Here is a 15,192-nt window from a genome sequence, read left to right as displayed (position 1 = left end):
AGAACAATCGTTGAAAAAAGGTTAGCACCTCTTCGCCTTTGTTTCGTTGGCGGTCTTCATGCCAGCCTTCGCGGTGCGCGGCCGGCCGATCCTCCACCGGACCTCATGCCGTCAATTCAGGCTCTCGTCTCGCAGGGTCCTCCCGCACAAGTGCATTGGCCGCCTGAACGTCGATCTTGCCGGTTCCCAGAAGGGGCAGTTTCTCAAGAACCCTGACTTCGGCGGGCACGGTGAGATCACCGGCCTTCTTTGCGCGCGCGAAGCTTTGGAAATCCGTCCGCGTCGCGCCATGCTCCTGCGTCAGAAGAACGATCCGCTCCCCTTTGCGCTCGTCGGGCACCGACACGGCGACGGACGGGGCACCCGGCCAAAGCTCAGCGGCCAGCGCCTCGACGGCGGCGAGCGACACCATCTCCCCGCCGATCTTGGCGAAGCGCTTGGCGCGGCCCTCGATGCGCACGAACCCGTCCGCGTCGATCGACACGATATCGCCCGTATCGTGCCATCCGCCTTCCGGCGGCTGAAGTGCGACGGGTCGATCGGCCTTGAGATAGCCGAGCATCACGTTCGGCCCGCGTACGATCAGACGACCTCCTGTCTCGATGCCGGGAACCGGCTCCAGCCGATGTTCGATGCCGGGCAGGAGGCGGCCCACCGTGCCGGGGCGATTGTGCATCGCCGTATTGAGCGCGAGAACCGGCGCCGTTTCGGTGACGCCATAGCCCTCGAACAGACGCACGCCGAAGCGCTCGGCATAGGTCTGCCGCGTGGCCGCGCGGATCGGCTCGGCCCCGGCAAAGACGTAGCGCAGCGAGCGAAAGTCGTAGGGATGGGCGGTGCGGGCATAGCCCGTGAGAAACGTGTCCGTGCCGAACAGGATCGTCGCGTTGGAGCCGTAGATCAGCTCTGGCACGATCCGGTAGTGCAGCGGCGAGGGGTAGAGATAAATCGGCACGCCGGACACGAGCGGCAGCAGCGTGCCGGCCGTCAGGCCGAAGGAATGGAACATCGGCAGGACGTTGAACACCTTGTCCCGCCCGTTGAAGTCGATCCGCGCCGCGACCTGCGCGATATTGGACAGGATGTTGCGATGGCTGAGGACGACGCCCTTCGGCGCGCCTTCCGAGCCGGACGTAAAAAGAATGGCCGCCGGATCGTCCGCCTTGCGGGGGACGAGCGGGTGCTTGCGACGCAGGAGGCCGACAAGTTTCTGGCGCGGGGTGACGCTGGCTCGGATATCCTCCAGCCAGACAAAGGTGAGGTCGCCTTGCAGTGCCTCGACGAGGGGCTGAAGCTTCGCCTTTTCGATGAAGGCCCGCGAGGACAGAATGGTGCGCGCCCCGCTGGCCGTTGCGGCGGAGCGAATGTTGGCCGCGCCCGCCGTGAAGTTGATCATGGCCGGTACGCGCCCCGCCGACATGAGGCCGAGGCAGGTCGCGACCGTGCCAGCCGCGTTCGGCAGCATGACGCCGACCGCCTCGCCGGGGGCAAAACGTGCGTCGAAACACGAGGCCAGCACGCGCACGCCGGTCAGCAGCCGGCCGAAGCTCATGCGGCCTGACATGGGGTCTTCTACGGCCAGTCGCGACAGGCCGGTGCGCTCGGCGGCGTGGATGAGGCGCTCGACCACGCTTACATCCGTACGCTCGGTGCGGAACACAAGGTCGGACATGGTGTCAGTGAGACGCGCGCCGGCCGCCGCGCGGCGCTGGCGGGCCGTGCCGCCCTCCGGCATGGCGATGCGCACGGGATCGAGGATCGTGACGCGGACCTTGGGAAAGAGCCGGCGGCGAACCTCGCCGCCCGTCAGGCGCGAGGCATAGCTTTGCTCCAGCCCTTCGATGCGGATCGGCACCACGGGCGCGCCGGTCTTGCCGGCGACGAGCGCCGCGCCGTCATAGATCTTCATCAAGGCGCCGGTCGTGGTGATGCGCCCTTCCGGGAAGATCACGAGCGGCGAGCCGGCGTCCACGGCCTTGATCAGCGTGCGCGTCGAGATCGGGCGCGAGGGATCGAGCGGCAGGGCGTGGACGAGCTTCAGGAAGGGCCGCACCCAGGCGCGCTGCGCGATCGTATGGTCGATGGCGAAGACGGGATCGCGATCGGTCAGCGACAGGGCGAGGGCCGCGTCGAGAAGGCTGACATGGTTGAACGCGAGGATGGGGGCAGGGCCGGCGGCTTCCAGCTTCTCCAGCCCGCGCACTTCCAGCCGGAAGACGACCCGAAAGAGAATGGACAGCGCATCGCGCAAGGGCGGTGTCGGCAGATGACGCAGCAGGAGGACGGCGGCCAGGAGATTGAGAAGCGACAGGCCGGCGAGGATCGCGGCGAGGCTGGCCCCTGCATATTGCACGAGCGCGAGCACAAGGCTGCCCCCAACCATGAACGCGGCGCTCAGCGCGTTGGCCCCCGCAATGGTGCGTGCGCGCCGCGTGACCGGCGCCCAGGCCTGAATGGCCGCGAAGGCGGGAACCGAGATCAGCGCGGCGGCCACCGCCATGCCCGCCAGATCGACCAGGGCGCGCAGCGAGCCCGGTGCCCCGAGAAAGGCCGACATACCGGAGACCACGGGCGCGCCGGACTGCGATCCGACCGTCCAGGCGAGCTCGGCCCCGAACAGCGCGACCAGTGCCGTACCCAGCACGGCCGGCAGAAGTGTCGTGCGGCCCTGGCAAAGCCATGCGGCGAGCGCCGAGCCCGCCGCGATGGCGACCGAATAGATGGCCAGCGCGAGGGTGACTGCGCTCTGCGTCCCGCCGAGGCCGTTCTTGATGATGGCCGGGAGGAGCGACATCAGGATGAGCCCGAGCATCCAGAACCAAGAGATCGCCAGAGCCGCGATCAGAATCCGGCGATCCCCGCGCAGCGCCGCGATGAAACGGCCCGTCGAGCGCAGGATATTCGCGTCCAAGGCGGCGGTGGGGTCGGCGATCATGCCTTTGGGCATGGCGCGCGCCGTCAGCCAGCTCGTCGCGGCGACGATGCAAAGGAGCGCGGCCGCCCAGCCGGTATGGACCGTGGACAGGAGGCCGGCGGTGATCGTGCCGGCGAGAATGGCGGTGAATGTCCCGCCTTCCACCCAGGCATTGGCACGGGGGAGGTCTTCGGTCGCCAATTGCTCGGGCAGGACTGAGTATTTGATCGGCCCGAACAGGGCCGACACCGTTCCGAAGCCGGCCAGGGCCAGCATCATCATCGGCAGGGAGCCGAGGAGCAGTGCCACGGCTCCAAGCGCGGCCACGCCGATTTCCGCGAGTTTCAGCCGCTGGGCGACCAGGGCCTTGTCGAACCGATCGGCCATCTGACCGCCCAAAGCGGCCAGCAGCAGGAAGGGCAGCATGAAGATGGCACCTGCCAGGGCGATCATGGCTCCGGCGTCCTGGCTCGCGGCGCGAAACAGGATGAGAAAAACGAGCGTGTTGCGCAGGAGATTGTCGCCGAACGCCGTCAGGAACTGCGTCCAGAACAAGGGCGCGAAACGCCGCGAGCGCAGAAGGGAGGAAGCCATGTCCGAAACCTTGGCAGCCGGTGAAAAGGAGCGGCGAGAGAATTTCCAGCGGAAGCCGACCCGACTTTCGTGCCTGGACAATGCGAAAACAAACACTTGAGGCATGTCTGGCGAACCCTTGTTCGCCAGACATGCCTCAAGCGACGAGCGACGAGCGACGAGCGACGAGCGACGAGCGCCGGCTGCGGCAGCCGGCGCTCAATCCCTCAAACGCGGGCGGAGCGATCGACGTCCATCAGCAGCTTCTCGGTGCGGGCGTCCTCCAGCCGGTTCACCAGGCGCGCCGCTTCCTCGCTGTCACGCAAGGTCTTGGTGACGGTGATGGAGGTCTGCACCAGCATGATCGAGGCCATGGCATAGAAGCCCTTGGCGGCGAAGCTGGCTTCCATCGACCAGATGCCGACCGCCATCATACCGACGGCCACCGCGAAGCTCGCGATCGTGAAGTTTTTCCAGGCGGACGAATGTTTCTGAAGAGGCGCTTCGGTCATGGTGAGGGGCTTTCCGAGAATGAGGTACGAAGGTCAAGGGTGAGGGCAGATCAGGCTGAGCGCGCGGCCCGCTTTGCGTCGATGCGACGCAGGACGGCCTCGGCTCCGGTAGCGAGCGGCGCGCCGCAGCCGGCCTCCGCCAGCTTGCGGGCGGTCGCGTCCGGGTCGCCGGCGGCACTGTTTTCGCGCCAGAAGGCGTCGATGGCCTCGTCTTCCTCCTGCCGGCTGCGCAGGCGCGTCAGCGTCTGTTCGGCATCGTCGAAGACGGACAGGATAGGGCCGGGCAGCGCGCCGCCGCCGCGACGCAGGCTCTCGCCGGCCTCGGCAAGCCGCAACCCGCCCTTGAGATCGCAGAGGCGCTGCTCGGCCTCGGTGACGCGGCGTTGCAGGCGTTCGGCCTGGCTTTCCAGTCGGCCAAGACTTTCGCCAGACCGGGCGCGCTCCGCTTCGAGCTTGCTGATGGAGAGCGCTCCCTCGTGGGCGAGATCGGCCTTGCCCTGGTCGAGCGCGGCCATGGTACGCGTTTCCAGATCGCCGATCCGCGTGTCGAGAGCGGCGATCCGCGCTTCCTCGCGTCGGTTGGCGAGCGCGGCGAGAGCGACGTCCCGTCGTGCGGCGGCCAGCGCCTGCGCGCAATCCCGGATCTGCTGGCGCAGAATGGTGAGGGCGTTGCGATCACACGCCGCCTCGCTGGCTTCGAAGGCGCGCCCGCGCGCCAGGGCGGAAACCTGTTTCCACATCGGCAATTTCCTTCTATGAACATCGTTCAAGAAGGAAATTGGCACAGCCGTGAACATCGTTCAAGTTAGAAAATGAACGCCGTTCAAAATTTTTGGAGCGCGTATGACGAAGCGGGACGAGAAGCGGCAGGACCTTAAGGCGCGCATCATCGAAGCGACGGAGCGTCGGATCGAGGAGAGCGGGGTGGAGGCCTTGCGCGCGCGAGACATCATGAGCGATGTCGGCGCGGCTCTGGGCGGACTTTACAACGTCTTCGCCGACCTCGACGATCTCGTGCTGCAGATCAACTCGCGCACGCTGGCGCGGCTGAAAGTCGAATTGCAGATCGGGGCGATGCCGGACGGCGATCCTCGCGCCGAGTTGACGCGGCTGGGGCTCGCCTATCTGCGCTTCGTGCGGACCCACCCTCGGCTATGGTCCGCCTTGTTTCAGCATCCCTTCGCGGCCGGCAAGCCGATCCCGGACTGGCATCGGGCCGAGCAGGGCGAGCTTCTCTCCTATCTGATCCTGGCGCTGCGGCCGCTTCAGCCGGAGCTTTCGGAAGCGGCGCTGGCGCTGCGCGCCCGCACCCTGTTCGGGGCCATCCATGGCATTGTCGAGACCTCGCTCGCCGAACGTTTCGTCGGTCTTGGCGAGCTGGATCTGGAGCGCGAGATCGAAGCCTTCATCGGGCTCATGGTGCGCGGCATGGCGGCTTGAGGCTCTCCCCGCTCAGGCTGAGCGGGGAGGAGCCTTGATGCGGAACCAGGCGACATAGAGCGCCGGCAGGAAGAGCAGCGTCAGCACCGTGCCGACGATGATCCCGCCCATCATGGCGTAGGCCATCGGCCCCCAGAAGATTTCGCGCGCGATCGGGATGAGCGCGAGACTGGCCGCCGCCGCCGTCAGCATGATCGGGCGCATCCGGTGCTCGGTCGCCTCCACCACGGCGTTCCAGGCCTCCATTCCGTCGCGACGAAGCGACTCGATCTGATCCACCAGGATCACCGAATTGCGGATCAGAATGCCGATCAGCGCCAGAATGCCGAGGATCGCCACGAAGCCCATGGGCGCGCCGCTCGGCAGGAGCGCCGCGACGACGCCGATAATGGCGAGCGGCGCGACGGCGAAGACCAGGATGAGTCGGCTGAAACTCTGGAGCTGGATCATCAGGATGGTCGCCATGACGAAGAGCATCATGGGCACCACGGCCGCGATCGGCCCCTGGCTCTTGGCGCTTTCCTCCACCGCGCCGGCGACCGCGATATGATAGCCCGCGGGCAGTGTGCGGGAGAAGTTTTCGACGTCGGGGGCGAGTTGCTGAACCACGGTCGCGGGCTGCAGCGCGTCGGTGATGCCGGCGCGCACCGTGATGGTCGGCACGCGCGAGCGCGTCCAGACGACGGGCTGTTCCACGCCGTAGCGGAACGTCGCGACTGCCGAGAGCGGCACGGACTGGCCGTTGCCGGTCGGCAGCTGAAGGTCGCGCAGCGCCTCGATCGAGCCGCGCTCGGCCGCCACCGCACGCCCCACGATGTCCACGAGATAGATATTGTCGCGAACCTGCGTGACGGTGGTGCCCCCGACGATGCCGTTCAGCGTGGAGGCGATCGTCTCCGACGAGATGCCGAGCTGACGGGCGCGATCCTGCATCACGTCGATCTTCACGACGCGCGCCGGCTCGTTCCAGTCATAGGTGACTTCCGAAAGATGCGGATTGCCGGCCAGAACGGAGCCGAAGCCGAGCGACAGCGCGCGCACCGTATCCACATCCGGCCCGCTGACGCGGTAGGCCACGGGGCGGCCGACCGGCGGGCCGATGTCGAGAAGCTTCACATAGGCGTCCGTGTTGGGGAAGGTCCGCTTGAGATAGGCCGCGAATTCGCCCTGCAGACGGTCTCTCGCCTCGATGCTCTTGGTGACGATGATGGTCTGCCCGAAAGCGGGGCTCGCCGGCTGCACGTCGAAGGAGAGAACGAAGCGCACCGCGCCCTGGCCGACATAGCTCGACCAGTGCTCCACGTCGCCATTGCCGGCGAGTTGCTCCTTCTCGAACCTTGCGATCTCGGCCGAAGTTTCGGCGATGGTCGCGTTCTGCGGCAGATTCCAATCCACGATCAGCTCGTTGCGGTCGGAGGAGGGGAAGAACTGCTGCTGGACGAACTGCATCCCATAGACCGACGCCCCGAAGGCGATCAGCGTCGCCGCAATGGTCAGCCAGCGCCAGCGCATGCAGAAGAGCAGGATCGCTGCGAAGCCGCGTGCCACGAAGCCCTTCTGTCCATGATGCTGCTTCATCGCCTTGGGCAGGATCAGAACGCCGAGAATGGGCGTGAACAGGACGGCGACGATCCAGGAGAGGATCAGCGCCGTCGCGATCACCACGAAAAGCGTGAAGGTGAATTCGCCCGCATTGCTGCTGTTGAGGCCGACGGGAATGAAGCCGGCAACGGTGACGAGCGTGCCCGTCAGCATGGGAAAGGCGGTGGAGGTGTAGACGTAGGTCGCGGCCTTGCGCAGGTCGTCGCCCGCCTCCAGCCGCGCCACCATCATTTCCACCGCGATCATCGCATCGTCCACGAGGAGCCCGAGCGCGATGATGAGCGCACCCAGCGAGATACGCTGGAGCGAGATGCCGGCATATTCCATGACGACGAAGGTCATGGCGAGAACAAGCGGAATGGCGACGGCGACCACCAGCCCCGCGCGAAGGCCGAGACTGACGAAGCTGACGGCGAGCACAATGATGACCGCTTCGAACAGGGCGCGGGTGAAGCCCGACACGGCCTCTTCCACCACTTGCGGCTGGTTCGATACGAGGTGAACGCCGATGCCGACCGGCAGCTCGCCTTCGATGCGCGTCATCTCCTCCTGAAGCGCTTCGCCGAAGGACAGGAGATTGGCGCCCGCCTTCATGCCCACGGCCAGACCGATCGCGGGCTCGCCATTGTAGCGGAAGAGCGCGCTCGGCGGGTCGGCATAGCCGCGCTTGATCTCCGCGACATCCGACAGGCGGAAGAAGCGGTCGCCCACGCGCAGATTGAGATTTCGCAAGCTGTCTTCGGACGCGAACTGCCCGCTCACGCGCACGCTGACGCGCTCGGGCCCGGCCTGGATGACGCCGGACGGCACGACGGCGTTCTGCGCCTGGAGCGTCTGGAGGACGCTCTGCTGGCTGATGCCGTAAGCCGCGAGGCGGCGAGGGGAAAATTCGAGAAAGATCTTCTCGTCCTGCGCGCCGACGAAATCGACCTTGCCGACATTGGGCACGGTCAGGATCTTGGAGCGGGCGTCCTCGACATAGTCGCGCAGCTCGCGCTGCGTAAATCCATCGGCCGTGAAGGCATAGATATTGCCATAGACGTCACCGAAATCGTCGTTGAAGAACGGGCCTTGGACGCCGCTCGGCAGCTCGCCACGAATGTCGTTCACGATATTGCGGACACGGACCCAGACATTGGGCACGTCCCGGCCCTTGGTCGTGTCGCGCAAGTTGACGAAGATCGTCGTCTGACCGGGCACGGTCATCGAGCGCGTGTAATCGAGCTGCGGCAGTTCCTCGAGCTTCTTCTCGATGCGCTCCGTGACCTGACGCATCGTCTCGTCCACCGTCGCGCCCGGCCAGGCGGCGCTGATGATCATGGTCTTAATGGTGAAGGCGGGGTCTTCTTCCCGTCCGAGATTCAGATAGGAGAGGAAGCCGGCCACCGAGAAGACCAGCATGAAGAACCAGAGCATGGACCGATGGTCGAGGGCCCAGTCCGAGAGGTTGAAGCCCTTCATTGCGCTGCTCCGTCCGTCTTGACGCGCTGTCCCTCGGTGAGGCTGTGCACCCCGGCCGTCACCACGCGCTCGCCCTCATGGAGGCCATCCAGCACCACCCATCCTCCATCAGCCGCCCGCTTGAGGCTCACCGCGCGCGAAGCGACGCTCGCCCCATCGGCTGAAACAACCCAGACGCGCGTCTGCCCGCCCGTTTCCAGAACCGCGGTCGCGGGGAGGGCGAGGGATTGCGCATCGTCTCCCGGCAGGGCGACCTTGACGATGGAGCCGAGGCGGAACCCTTCGCCGGGATTGTCCAGTGCGATCTTGACGCGCCGGCTGCGGGTGACCGGGTCGGCCAGCGGGGCGATCTCGCGCACCCGGCCATCGGCCATGGCGGCGGCGTCGAGTTGCAGCGCGACGCGCAGCGGCGCGCCGATCCGCAACGACCCGGCGTCGCTATCGGGCAGGTCCACCACCGCATCGCGCAGATCGGGCCGCGCGACGGTCAGCACGGGCTGGCCGGCGGCGACGACCTGCCCCGGTTCCGCCGAAACCGCCGTCACGATCCCGTCGAAGCCTGCCACGAGGCGCGCATAGGACAATTGCTCCTGCGCCTTGGCGAGCGAGGCTTCGGCCTGGATGGACGAGGCGCGCGCGGCCTGCAGAGCCTGCTCCGCGCTGTCGACGCTCGCCTGTGTCGAGGTGTTGGACTGGCGAAGCGCCTGCTGGCGTTCGGCAACCCCTTGTGCGTTGACGAGCGTCGCCGTGGCGCCCGTCAGGGCCGCTTCGGCCGCGTCCACCGCCTGTTGCAAGAGTGTGGATTCCAGCGTCGCAAGAACCTGCCCCGCCTTCACCTCGCTGCCGACATCGGCGTCACGGCTGACGATGCGGCCCAGCAGCTGAAAGCTGTAGTCGGTGGACACTTGCGGCTCCACGGTGCCGGTATAGATCGGAGCTTGATCCTGAAACGGGCGCACGACGGCGGATTTGACCGGACGCACCATGGGCTCGGGCGCGGCCTCCTGCTTCTGGCAGCCGGCAAGAGCCAGGACGGACACCAGCGAAACGGAAAGGCGCGAAGGGCAGAGACGGGACCTCATCGGGCTGCGGCCTCCTGCGAAAGGCTGACCTTCTGGCCGGGGCGTAGAAGCTTGGTGCCTTCGACGACGACCTGCTCACCCGCCTGAAGGCCGCCGTTGACGACGACGGAGGCGGTCTCATAGGTTGAGACATCGACCCGGCGCATGGACACTTCCGATGTGGCGGGGTTGAACATCCACAGCGCCGGCTTGCCGTCCAGCGAGGTGAGGGCGGCGGGGGGCACAACGAACACGGGCGGCGAGGGGATCGAGGCGGAACCGCTGACGGCCGCTCCCAGCGTCATGCCGGCCGGCACCTGATCCAGCCCGATCTTGACGCGCACCGTCGCCGTCTGCGGGTCGACGCTCGGCGCGACCTGACGGATCGCGCCCTCCGTTCGGATCGACGGATCGGCGATCAGCGCCACCGTAATGGCGGCGGGCTTTTTGTCTCGCAGCAGCAGCCCTTCGGAAATGTCGAACAGCGCATCGCGCGGCCCGTCCCAGGCGATGGTAAAAACGGTCGCCGCAGCCTGCGCGATTTCGCCGACATCGAGCTTGCGATCTGTCACGATCCCGTCCGCATCGGCCTTGAGCTCGGTGAAGGAGAGTGCGTCCTCGGCGCTGGCCAATTCGGCGCGCGCCGACAGCGCGCCGGCATTGGCCACCTTGAGGGCCTGATCGGCCTGGTCGAACTCGCGCCGGGTGACGAAGCCTTGCGAGAAGAGCGAGCGCGCTCTCTCGAAGGCGGCGGTGGCTTGCTGCACCTGCGCTTGCGCCGAGGCCACGCCCGCGCGCGCCGAGTCGACATCGGCCTGCTGCGTGCTCGGATCGAGGCGGGCGAGAACCTCGCCCTTGCGCACGGCATCGCCCACATCCACCCGCCGCTCCACGATACGCCCGTTGGTGCGGAAGGACAGGTTGTTTTCGGTGCGAGCCGCGATCGTGCCGGTGAGCGTCATCCGTTCGTCGAGGCGCTGGGGCTCGACGGCCTCGACTTTCACCCATTGTTCGACCTTGGGCGAAGCGGCGCTTTCACCCTGACACCCCGCAACCAAGGGAAGAAGAGCTGCAACGCATAGTCCAGTCGCCAAGCTTCTTATTGTCAAGAACATCCCCCTTGCCGGTCGAATCGGAAGCCGACGGACGCCGGGTCGATCTTTGGATACTCATCAGTTTCGATATTGACATAGGGAACTTAAGCGTTTCCAAATGTCAAGCATGAGATGTCCCGTCACCCATGCCGTGTTTCAGCGCCGCAAGTCCGGCCGGCCTCCCGTCCTTTCGGAGGAGGAGCGACGCCGGATCATTCTGGCGGCAGCCGAGACGGCCTTCTTCGAGCAGGGCTATGGCGCGACCAGCATGGACGATGTCGCCCGGCGTTGCGCCATGTCCAAGAAAACACTCTACCGATCATTCGCTACGAAAGAATCACTGTTTCAAGAACTGATCGGGACAGCCTTGCGCAGTCTTCCGGATGTGGGGCTCCCACCGGGCGAGCAGTCGCTCGACGCTCGGAAAGCCTTGGCCGAAGCACTCCGCTCCATGCTCGAAATGCTGCTTCACCCACGTCAATTGGCGCTGGCACGCCTTGTCGTGTCGGAATCGGCTCAAGCGCCCGAATTGGCGGCCACGCTGCACGAGCAGGGTCTGGAGCGCTCGCAGCATTATCTGGATGGGGTGGTTGCGGGGTTGCGGTCCAAGGGGCTGCTTCGTCCCGAGACGGGCGAAGAGCTTGGTGTCTTCCTTCTCGACGCCTCGATCGGAGATTGGGCCTTTATGTTTCTGATCGGCCGCGTTGAAGCTCCGAGCCCGGAACAGATCGCCGAACGGGTCGAGCGCGTTTTGGATACGTTCGGCCGCGCGATCTTCTTGGAACAGGCGTCCCAGACGCAGGTCTAGCGTCCGACGGTTCCGGTCGGCTCGAGGGCGAGGCACTTCACAAGCAAAGCCGCCCGCTCCCGGCCTTCGCGACAGACCTCGATCGAGGCGGGCGAAGGCTGGGAGCGGGCGGCTTTATCGTCGCCATGTTTCGAGCCGGCGATGCGGGCCGAACGCTAGGAGAAAGGCGTCGACCTCTCCTGCCGTATCAGTTCAGAAAGCTGGCGTCCGAACCCGGCACCATGTCGGGCGCGATCGCGCCGGCCGGCTGAACGGGCGTGCGATGCACGGCATTGTCAGCCTTTGCGGCCGGGCCGGCAAAAGCCGCGTCCGACCCCGGCACCAGGTCGTCGGTCGAAACGCGGGTCATGGCCGCGTTCATGCCAGCCGTGCGAGGCATACCGTAGCGAACGCTTGAGGAGGCCTGCGGGGCGGCGCTGGTCTGCGCATAGAAAGCGGCGTCGGAACCCGGGACGATGGAATCGGCGAAAGCGGGAGCGGCGGTCGCGGTCATCGAGGCGAGAGCGATCAGGGTAACGAGCTTCATGGTCTTCAGTCCTTGCCAAACAGATCGCCTACTCAGTCCGACAACCGGTCGGTAGCGATCGTTGAAGCCAACATCGCTCCATCGTGCTATGAATGGAACTGAAACCTTGTCAGTGTGAGTGTGAATTTCATGCACTTTCGGCAGTTCGATCTGAATCTCCTGCGCGTCTTCGAAGCTTTGTTCGAGGAGCAGAACGCAACGCTCGCGGGCCGCCGGCTCGGCCTCAGCCCCTCGGCGGTCAGCCACGCGACGGCGCGTTTGCGCGAGGCCGTGGGCGATCCGCTTTTCGTGCGCATCCCCGGCCGCATGGTGCCGACCCAGCGTGCGATCGAGCTTGCCCCCTCGATTCTGGACATTCTGCGGCAGTTGCAGGACGTCCTGGAAAACAAAACCTTCGTGCCCACCGAGAGTCGCCGGGAATTCGTGGTGGCGACGGTGTCCTATGTGTCGCTGGTGGTGATTCCGCCGCTCCTGCGCGTGCTTCAGGCCCAGGCGCCCCATGTCCGGCTGCGCACCGTCCCGATCACGGATCATTCCATGCGCGATCTTCAAAACGGCGATATCGATGCTGTTCTCGTGCGCACGCGCGGCCAGCACGATGCGGTGGAATGCCATGTCCTGTTCGAGGAAACCCTGGTCTGGGTGGTGCGCGCCGACCATCCCGCGATTCAGGACGGTCTGACGCACGAGCGACTGCGAACCATCCCCTTCGCTCGCATCTCGACGCCCGATCTATGGACACAGCAAATGGGCGAGCGAAGCGGCTCCGCCTATGTCGATCTCGTTCAAAGCGAGCGTCAGGGCTGCGGCTCCGAGCCGGCCTGCGACCCCGCCGTGATCGTGCCCGACAGTTTGAGCGCGCTCATGCTGGTTCTGGAAAGCGGCTTCGCGGCGCTGGTGCCGCGCCGCATCGCGACGCGCACCGTGCTGGGCCACCAGCTGCGAACCCTCGACACGTCCCACACATCCCCCGCCGCGCAGATCGGCGCCTATGTGGCGGCGCGCTCCCGGCAGGATGCGGGTGTCGATTGGCTTCTGGCCCGCGTGCGCGAGGCGACAACGGATATCGCCTCGCTCAAGGCGTAGCGCCTCATGGCGCGGCGAAGATCGCCGCGATCTCGCTCTCGGTCAGCCGACGGATTGCGCCGGGCGCGAGGTCGGCGGGCAACGACAGCGCGCCGACACTCTCGCGGTGCAGCGCCTCGACATGGTTTCCCGTCGCCGCGAACATGCGCCGGACCTGATGGTAGCGGCCTTCGTGCACCTGGAGAATCGCCTCGCGCTCGCCGACCACTTCCAACTCGGCGGGGGCGAGCGGCTTGTCCTCGCCGTCCAGCATCAGGGTGCCAGACGCGAAGAGCGCCGCCTCCGTGCCGTTCAGCGGGCGGGCGAGATGGGCTCGGTAGCGTTTGGGCACGTGGCGGCTTGGCGAAATGATGCGATGGAGAAGCGCGCCGTCATCGGTCATCAGGAGAAGGCCTGACGTCTCCTTGTCGAGCCGGCCGACCGTCGAGATCGCCGGATCGCGCCGTCGCCAGCGCGCGGGCAGGAGATCGTAGACCAGCGGCCCCGCCTCCTTGTGCGAGCAGGTGACGCCGAGCGGCTTGTTCACCATCAGCGCGAAGCCGGGCAGGGGGTCCAGCGCCTCGCGATCGACGACGAGCCGCGTTTCGAGATCGGGCGTCAGCGCCAGGCGCTCGTCGGCGCGCGGCATCGGGGCACCGTCCAGAAGAATGCGCCCGTTCTTGGCCAGGAGCTGAATCTCGCGGCGCGAGGCATAGCCCATATTGGCCAGAAGCTTGTCGAGGCGGGATGTCGGTGTCTTGGTCATTTGCGCGCTTCGAAAATCTTGTAGCCGGCTTCCTCGATGCGGGTTTCCACATTGCGGAAATGCGCCCGCAGCACGTCCTCGTAGGGCATGTGCCGGTTGGCGACGAGAAGCAGCGTGCCCGAGCGCCGCAGCATTCGGCTGGCCGCTACGATAAAGGCCTGGCCCAGTCCGCGATCCTCGATCCCTTCGCTGTGGAAGGGCGGGTTCGTCACCACGAAATCGAGATCGGCCAGCCGGGTCTCGCGCACGTCGCCCCAAAGAAACTGCGCGCGGGGATCCGCGACGTTCACCCGCGCCGCCTCGACCGCGCGGCGATCCAGCTCGACCAGTGTCAGCGCTTCCACCTTGGCCGATTGCAGGACGGCGCGCGAGAGAACGCCGAGCCCGGCGCCAAGATCGGCCCCGCGCCCGGACAGGGGCGGGAGATGACGAAGCAGAAGCGCGGAGCCAGGGTCGATCCGGTTCCACGAGAAGACACCGGGCTGCGATAGGAGGCCGAGGTCGGGCACGCTGACCGGGGCGCCGGCCTGGATCGCCTCGTCCAGTTGCAGCCCCTCAGTGGGTCGCGTCACCGTGCAGATGCGCTGGCGGGCCTTGAAGCGCTCGCTGACCTCGCAGCCCATCTCCTCCAGCTCGCCGCGCAGCCGCTGGCCGCCTTTGTCCTTGGCCGCGGCGACCGTGAGCAAGCCGCCGGGCACGAGAATGCGCAGCGCATGGGCCAGCACGTAGCGCCGCTCGATCGAGCCATGCGGGGCGGCCACCACCAGCTCTTCGAACGCGGCGTCGGCCAAGCGCTCGAGTGCGGCCGAGCCGGGGCGCAGCGGCGAGAGCTGCACGGCGCCTTCGGGCACGTCCAGAAGATCGGAGGGCGGAGCGCCATAGACGGCGCATCGGGCGGGGGTATCTGACGGTATGGTCTGCACGGCGCGAGCCATAGCAGCTTTGCCATTCCGGCCAAAGCCCCGAAGCCTTGGCATCGGGGCGGCCGTGGGGTTGCAGCATTCGCATGGCTGGCCTGCACCGCTCCGATAGCGAAGAAACGCAGATCTCCCTTTCGACCTTTGCGCTCCTCATCGAGCATAGGGCGGTATAGGGTTCAACCATCGAAAGACAAGAGATCGCCGGCCACCATCGATGAGAGGCCGGGCACGCAAAGGACAAGACCATGAACCTCTCCCGCTTCTTCGAAACCCGCCGCCAGTATCGCCAGACGACGCGCGAACTGAACCGCCTCACGGCCCGCGAGCTTTCGGATCTCGGCATCGTTCGCTCGGACATTCCGGCTATCGCCCGCCAGTCGGTGCGCTGACAGTTTCTCGCCTTTCGCTCCAGCCGGTCCTCCCCCGGCTTCGAGCGTGCGGGCCGAACGG

13 protein-coding genes are annotated in these 15,192 nt (G+C 66.4%); 4 read left to right on the top strand and 9 right to left on the bottom strand.

Going from position 1 to position 15,192, the window contains the following annotated elements; genetic code table 11:
• Positions 1-103 precede the first annotated feature (103 nt).
• The 3 genes from AUL28_RS08980 to AUL28_RS08970 form a co-directional block, all read right to left on the bottom strand.
• Positions 104-3,508: an acyl-[ACP]--phospholipid O-acyltransferase gene (locus AUL28_RS08980; RefSeq protein ID WP_062231776.1), complete on the bottom strand. Its 3,405-nt coding sequence runs from the start codon at positions 3,506-3,508 to the stop codon at positions 104-106.
• A gap of 206 nt (positions 3,509-3,714) precedes the next feature.
• Positions 3,715-3,999 carry a YiaA/YiaB family inner membrane protein gene (locus tag AUL28_RS08975; RefSeq protein WP_058600143.1) on the bottom strand — a complete coding sequence of 95 codons (285 nt, stop codon included), beginning with the start codon at positions 3,997-3,999 and terminating at the stop codon, positions 3,715-3,717.
• 50 nt (positions 4,000-4,049) lie between these two features.
• Positions 4,050-4,739 carry a PspA/IM30 family protein gene (locus tag AUL28_RS08970; protein ID WP_062231774.1) on the bottom strand — a complete coding sequence of 230 codons (690 nt, stop codon included), beginning with the start codon at positions 4,737-4,739 and terminating at the stop codon, positions 4,050-4,052.
• A 103-nt stretch (positions 4,740-4,842) separates the two neighbouring features.
• Between AUL28_RS08970 and AUL28_RS08965 the strand changes: the two genes are divergently transcribed.
• Positions 4,843-5,439, top strand: a complete 597-nt coding sequence (locus AUL28_RS08965) for a TetR/AcrR family transcriptional regulator (RefSeq protein WP_062231772.1) — start codon at positions 4,843-4,845, stop codon at positions 5,437-5,439.
• A gap of 12 nt (positions 5,440-5,451) precedes the next feature.
• On the opposite strand, the gene AUL28_RS08960 is transcribed toward AUL28_RS08965, so the two are convergent.
• The 3 genes from AUL28_RS08960 to AUL28_RS08950 are packed head-to-tail and all read right to left on the bottom strand — an operon-like array spanning position 5,452 to position 10,567.
• Entirely contained in the window at positions 5,452-8,502 is a 3,051-nt protein-coding gene (locus AUL28_RS08960) for an efflux RND transporter permease subunit (RefSeq protein ID WP_062231770.1), read from the bottom strand.
• A complete protein-coding gene (locus tag AUL28_RS08955) occupies positions 8,499-9,584 on the bottom strand; it encodes an efflux RND transporter periplasmic adaptor subunit (protein ID WP_062231768.1) in 1,086 nt (361 codons plus the stop codon). Before AUL28_RS08955 ends, AUL28_RS08960 begins: the two co-directional genes overlap by 4 nt.
• Positions 9,581-10,567, bottom strand: a complete 987-nt coding sequence (locus tag AUL28_RS08950) for an efflux RND transporter periplasmic adaptor subunit (RefSeq protein WP_062231766.1) — start codon at positions 10,565-10,567, stop codon at positions 9,581-9,583. The genes AUL28_RS08955 and AUL28_RS08950 overlap by 4 nt, the downstream gene beginning before the upstream one ends.
• Positions 10,568-10,784: 217 nt before the next feature.
• On the opposite strand from AUL28_RS08950, the gene AUL28_RS08945 reads away from it, so the two are divergent.
• Positions 10,785-11,465, top strand: a complete 681-nt coding sequence (locus tag AUL28_RS08945) for a TetR/AcrR family transcriptional regulator (RefSeq protein WP_192843427.1) — start codon at positions 10,785-10,787, stop codon at positions 11,463-11,465.
• Positions 11,466-11,652: 187 nt separating this feature from the next.
• Here AUL28_RS08945 and AUL28_RS08940 read toward each other — a convergent pair whose 3' ends face one another.
• Entirely contained in the window at positions 11,653-11,991 is a 339-nt protein-coding gene (locus tag AUL28_RS08940; protein ID WP_058600150.1) for a hypothetical protein, read from the bottom strand.
• A 129-nt stretch (positions 11,992-12,120) separates the two neighbouring features.
• On the opposite strand from AUL28_RS08940, the gene AUL28_RS08935 reads away from it, so the two are divergent.
• On the top strand, positions 12,121-13,077 hold the full coding sequence (locus tag AUL28_RS08935) for a LysR family transcriptional regulator (protein ID WP_062231762.1): 957 nt from the start codon (positions 12,121-12,123) through the stop codon (positions 13,075-13,077).
• A 4-nt stretch (positions 13,078-13,081) separates the two neighbouring features.
• On the opposite strand, the gene AUL28_RS08930 is transcribed toward AUL28_RS08935, so the two are convergent.
• On the bottom strand, positions 13,082-13,822 hold the full coding sequence (locus AUL28_RS08930) for a 16S rRNA pseudouridine(516) synthase (protein WP_062231760.1): 741 nt from the start codon (positions 13,820-13,822) through the stop codon (positions 13,082-13,084).
• Positions 13,819-14,757 (bottom strand): class I SAM-dependent methyltransferase, encoded by a 939-nt coding sequence (locus tag AUL28_RS08925; protein WP_062231758.1) that lies wholly within the window; start codon positions 14,755-14,757, stop codon positions 13,819-13,821. The genes AUL28_RS08930 and AUL28_RS08925 overlap by 4 nt, the downstream gene beginning before the upstream one ends.
• 230 nt (positions 14,758-14,987) lie before the next feature.
• Between AUL28_RS08925 and AUL28_RS22055 the strand changes: the two genes are divergently transcribed.
• The gene (locus tag AUL28_RS22055; RefSeq protein ID WP_082640350.1) at positions 14,988-15,131 is read left to right on the top strand and encodes a DUF1127 domain-containing protein; all 144 of its coding nucleotides are present in this window, start codon (positions 14,988-14,990) and stop codon (positions 15,129-15,131) included.
• Positions 15,132-15,192: the final 61 nt, after the last annotated feature.

This window comes from Aureimonas sp. N4, assembly GCF_001463925.1.
Lineage (GTDB): Bacteria > Pseudomonadota > Alphaproteobacteria > Rhizobiales > Rhizobiaceae > Aureimonas > Aureimonas ureilytica_A.
Note: the sequence above shows the minus strand (reverse complement) of the source record. Positions and strands in the feature narration are given on the sequence as shown.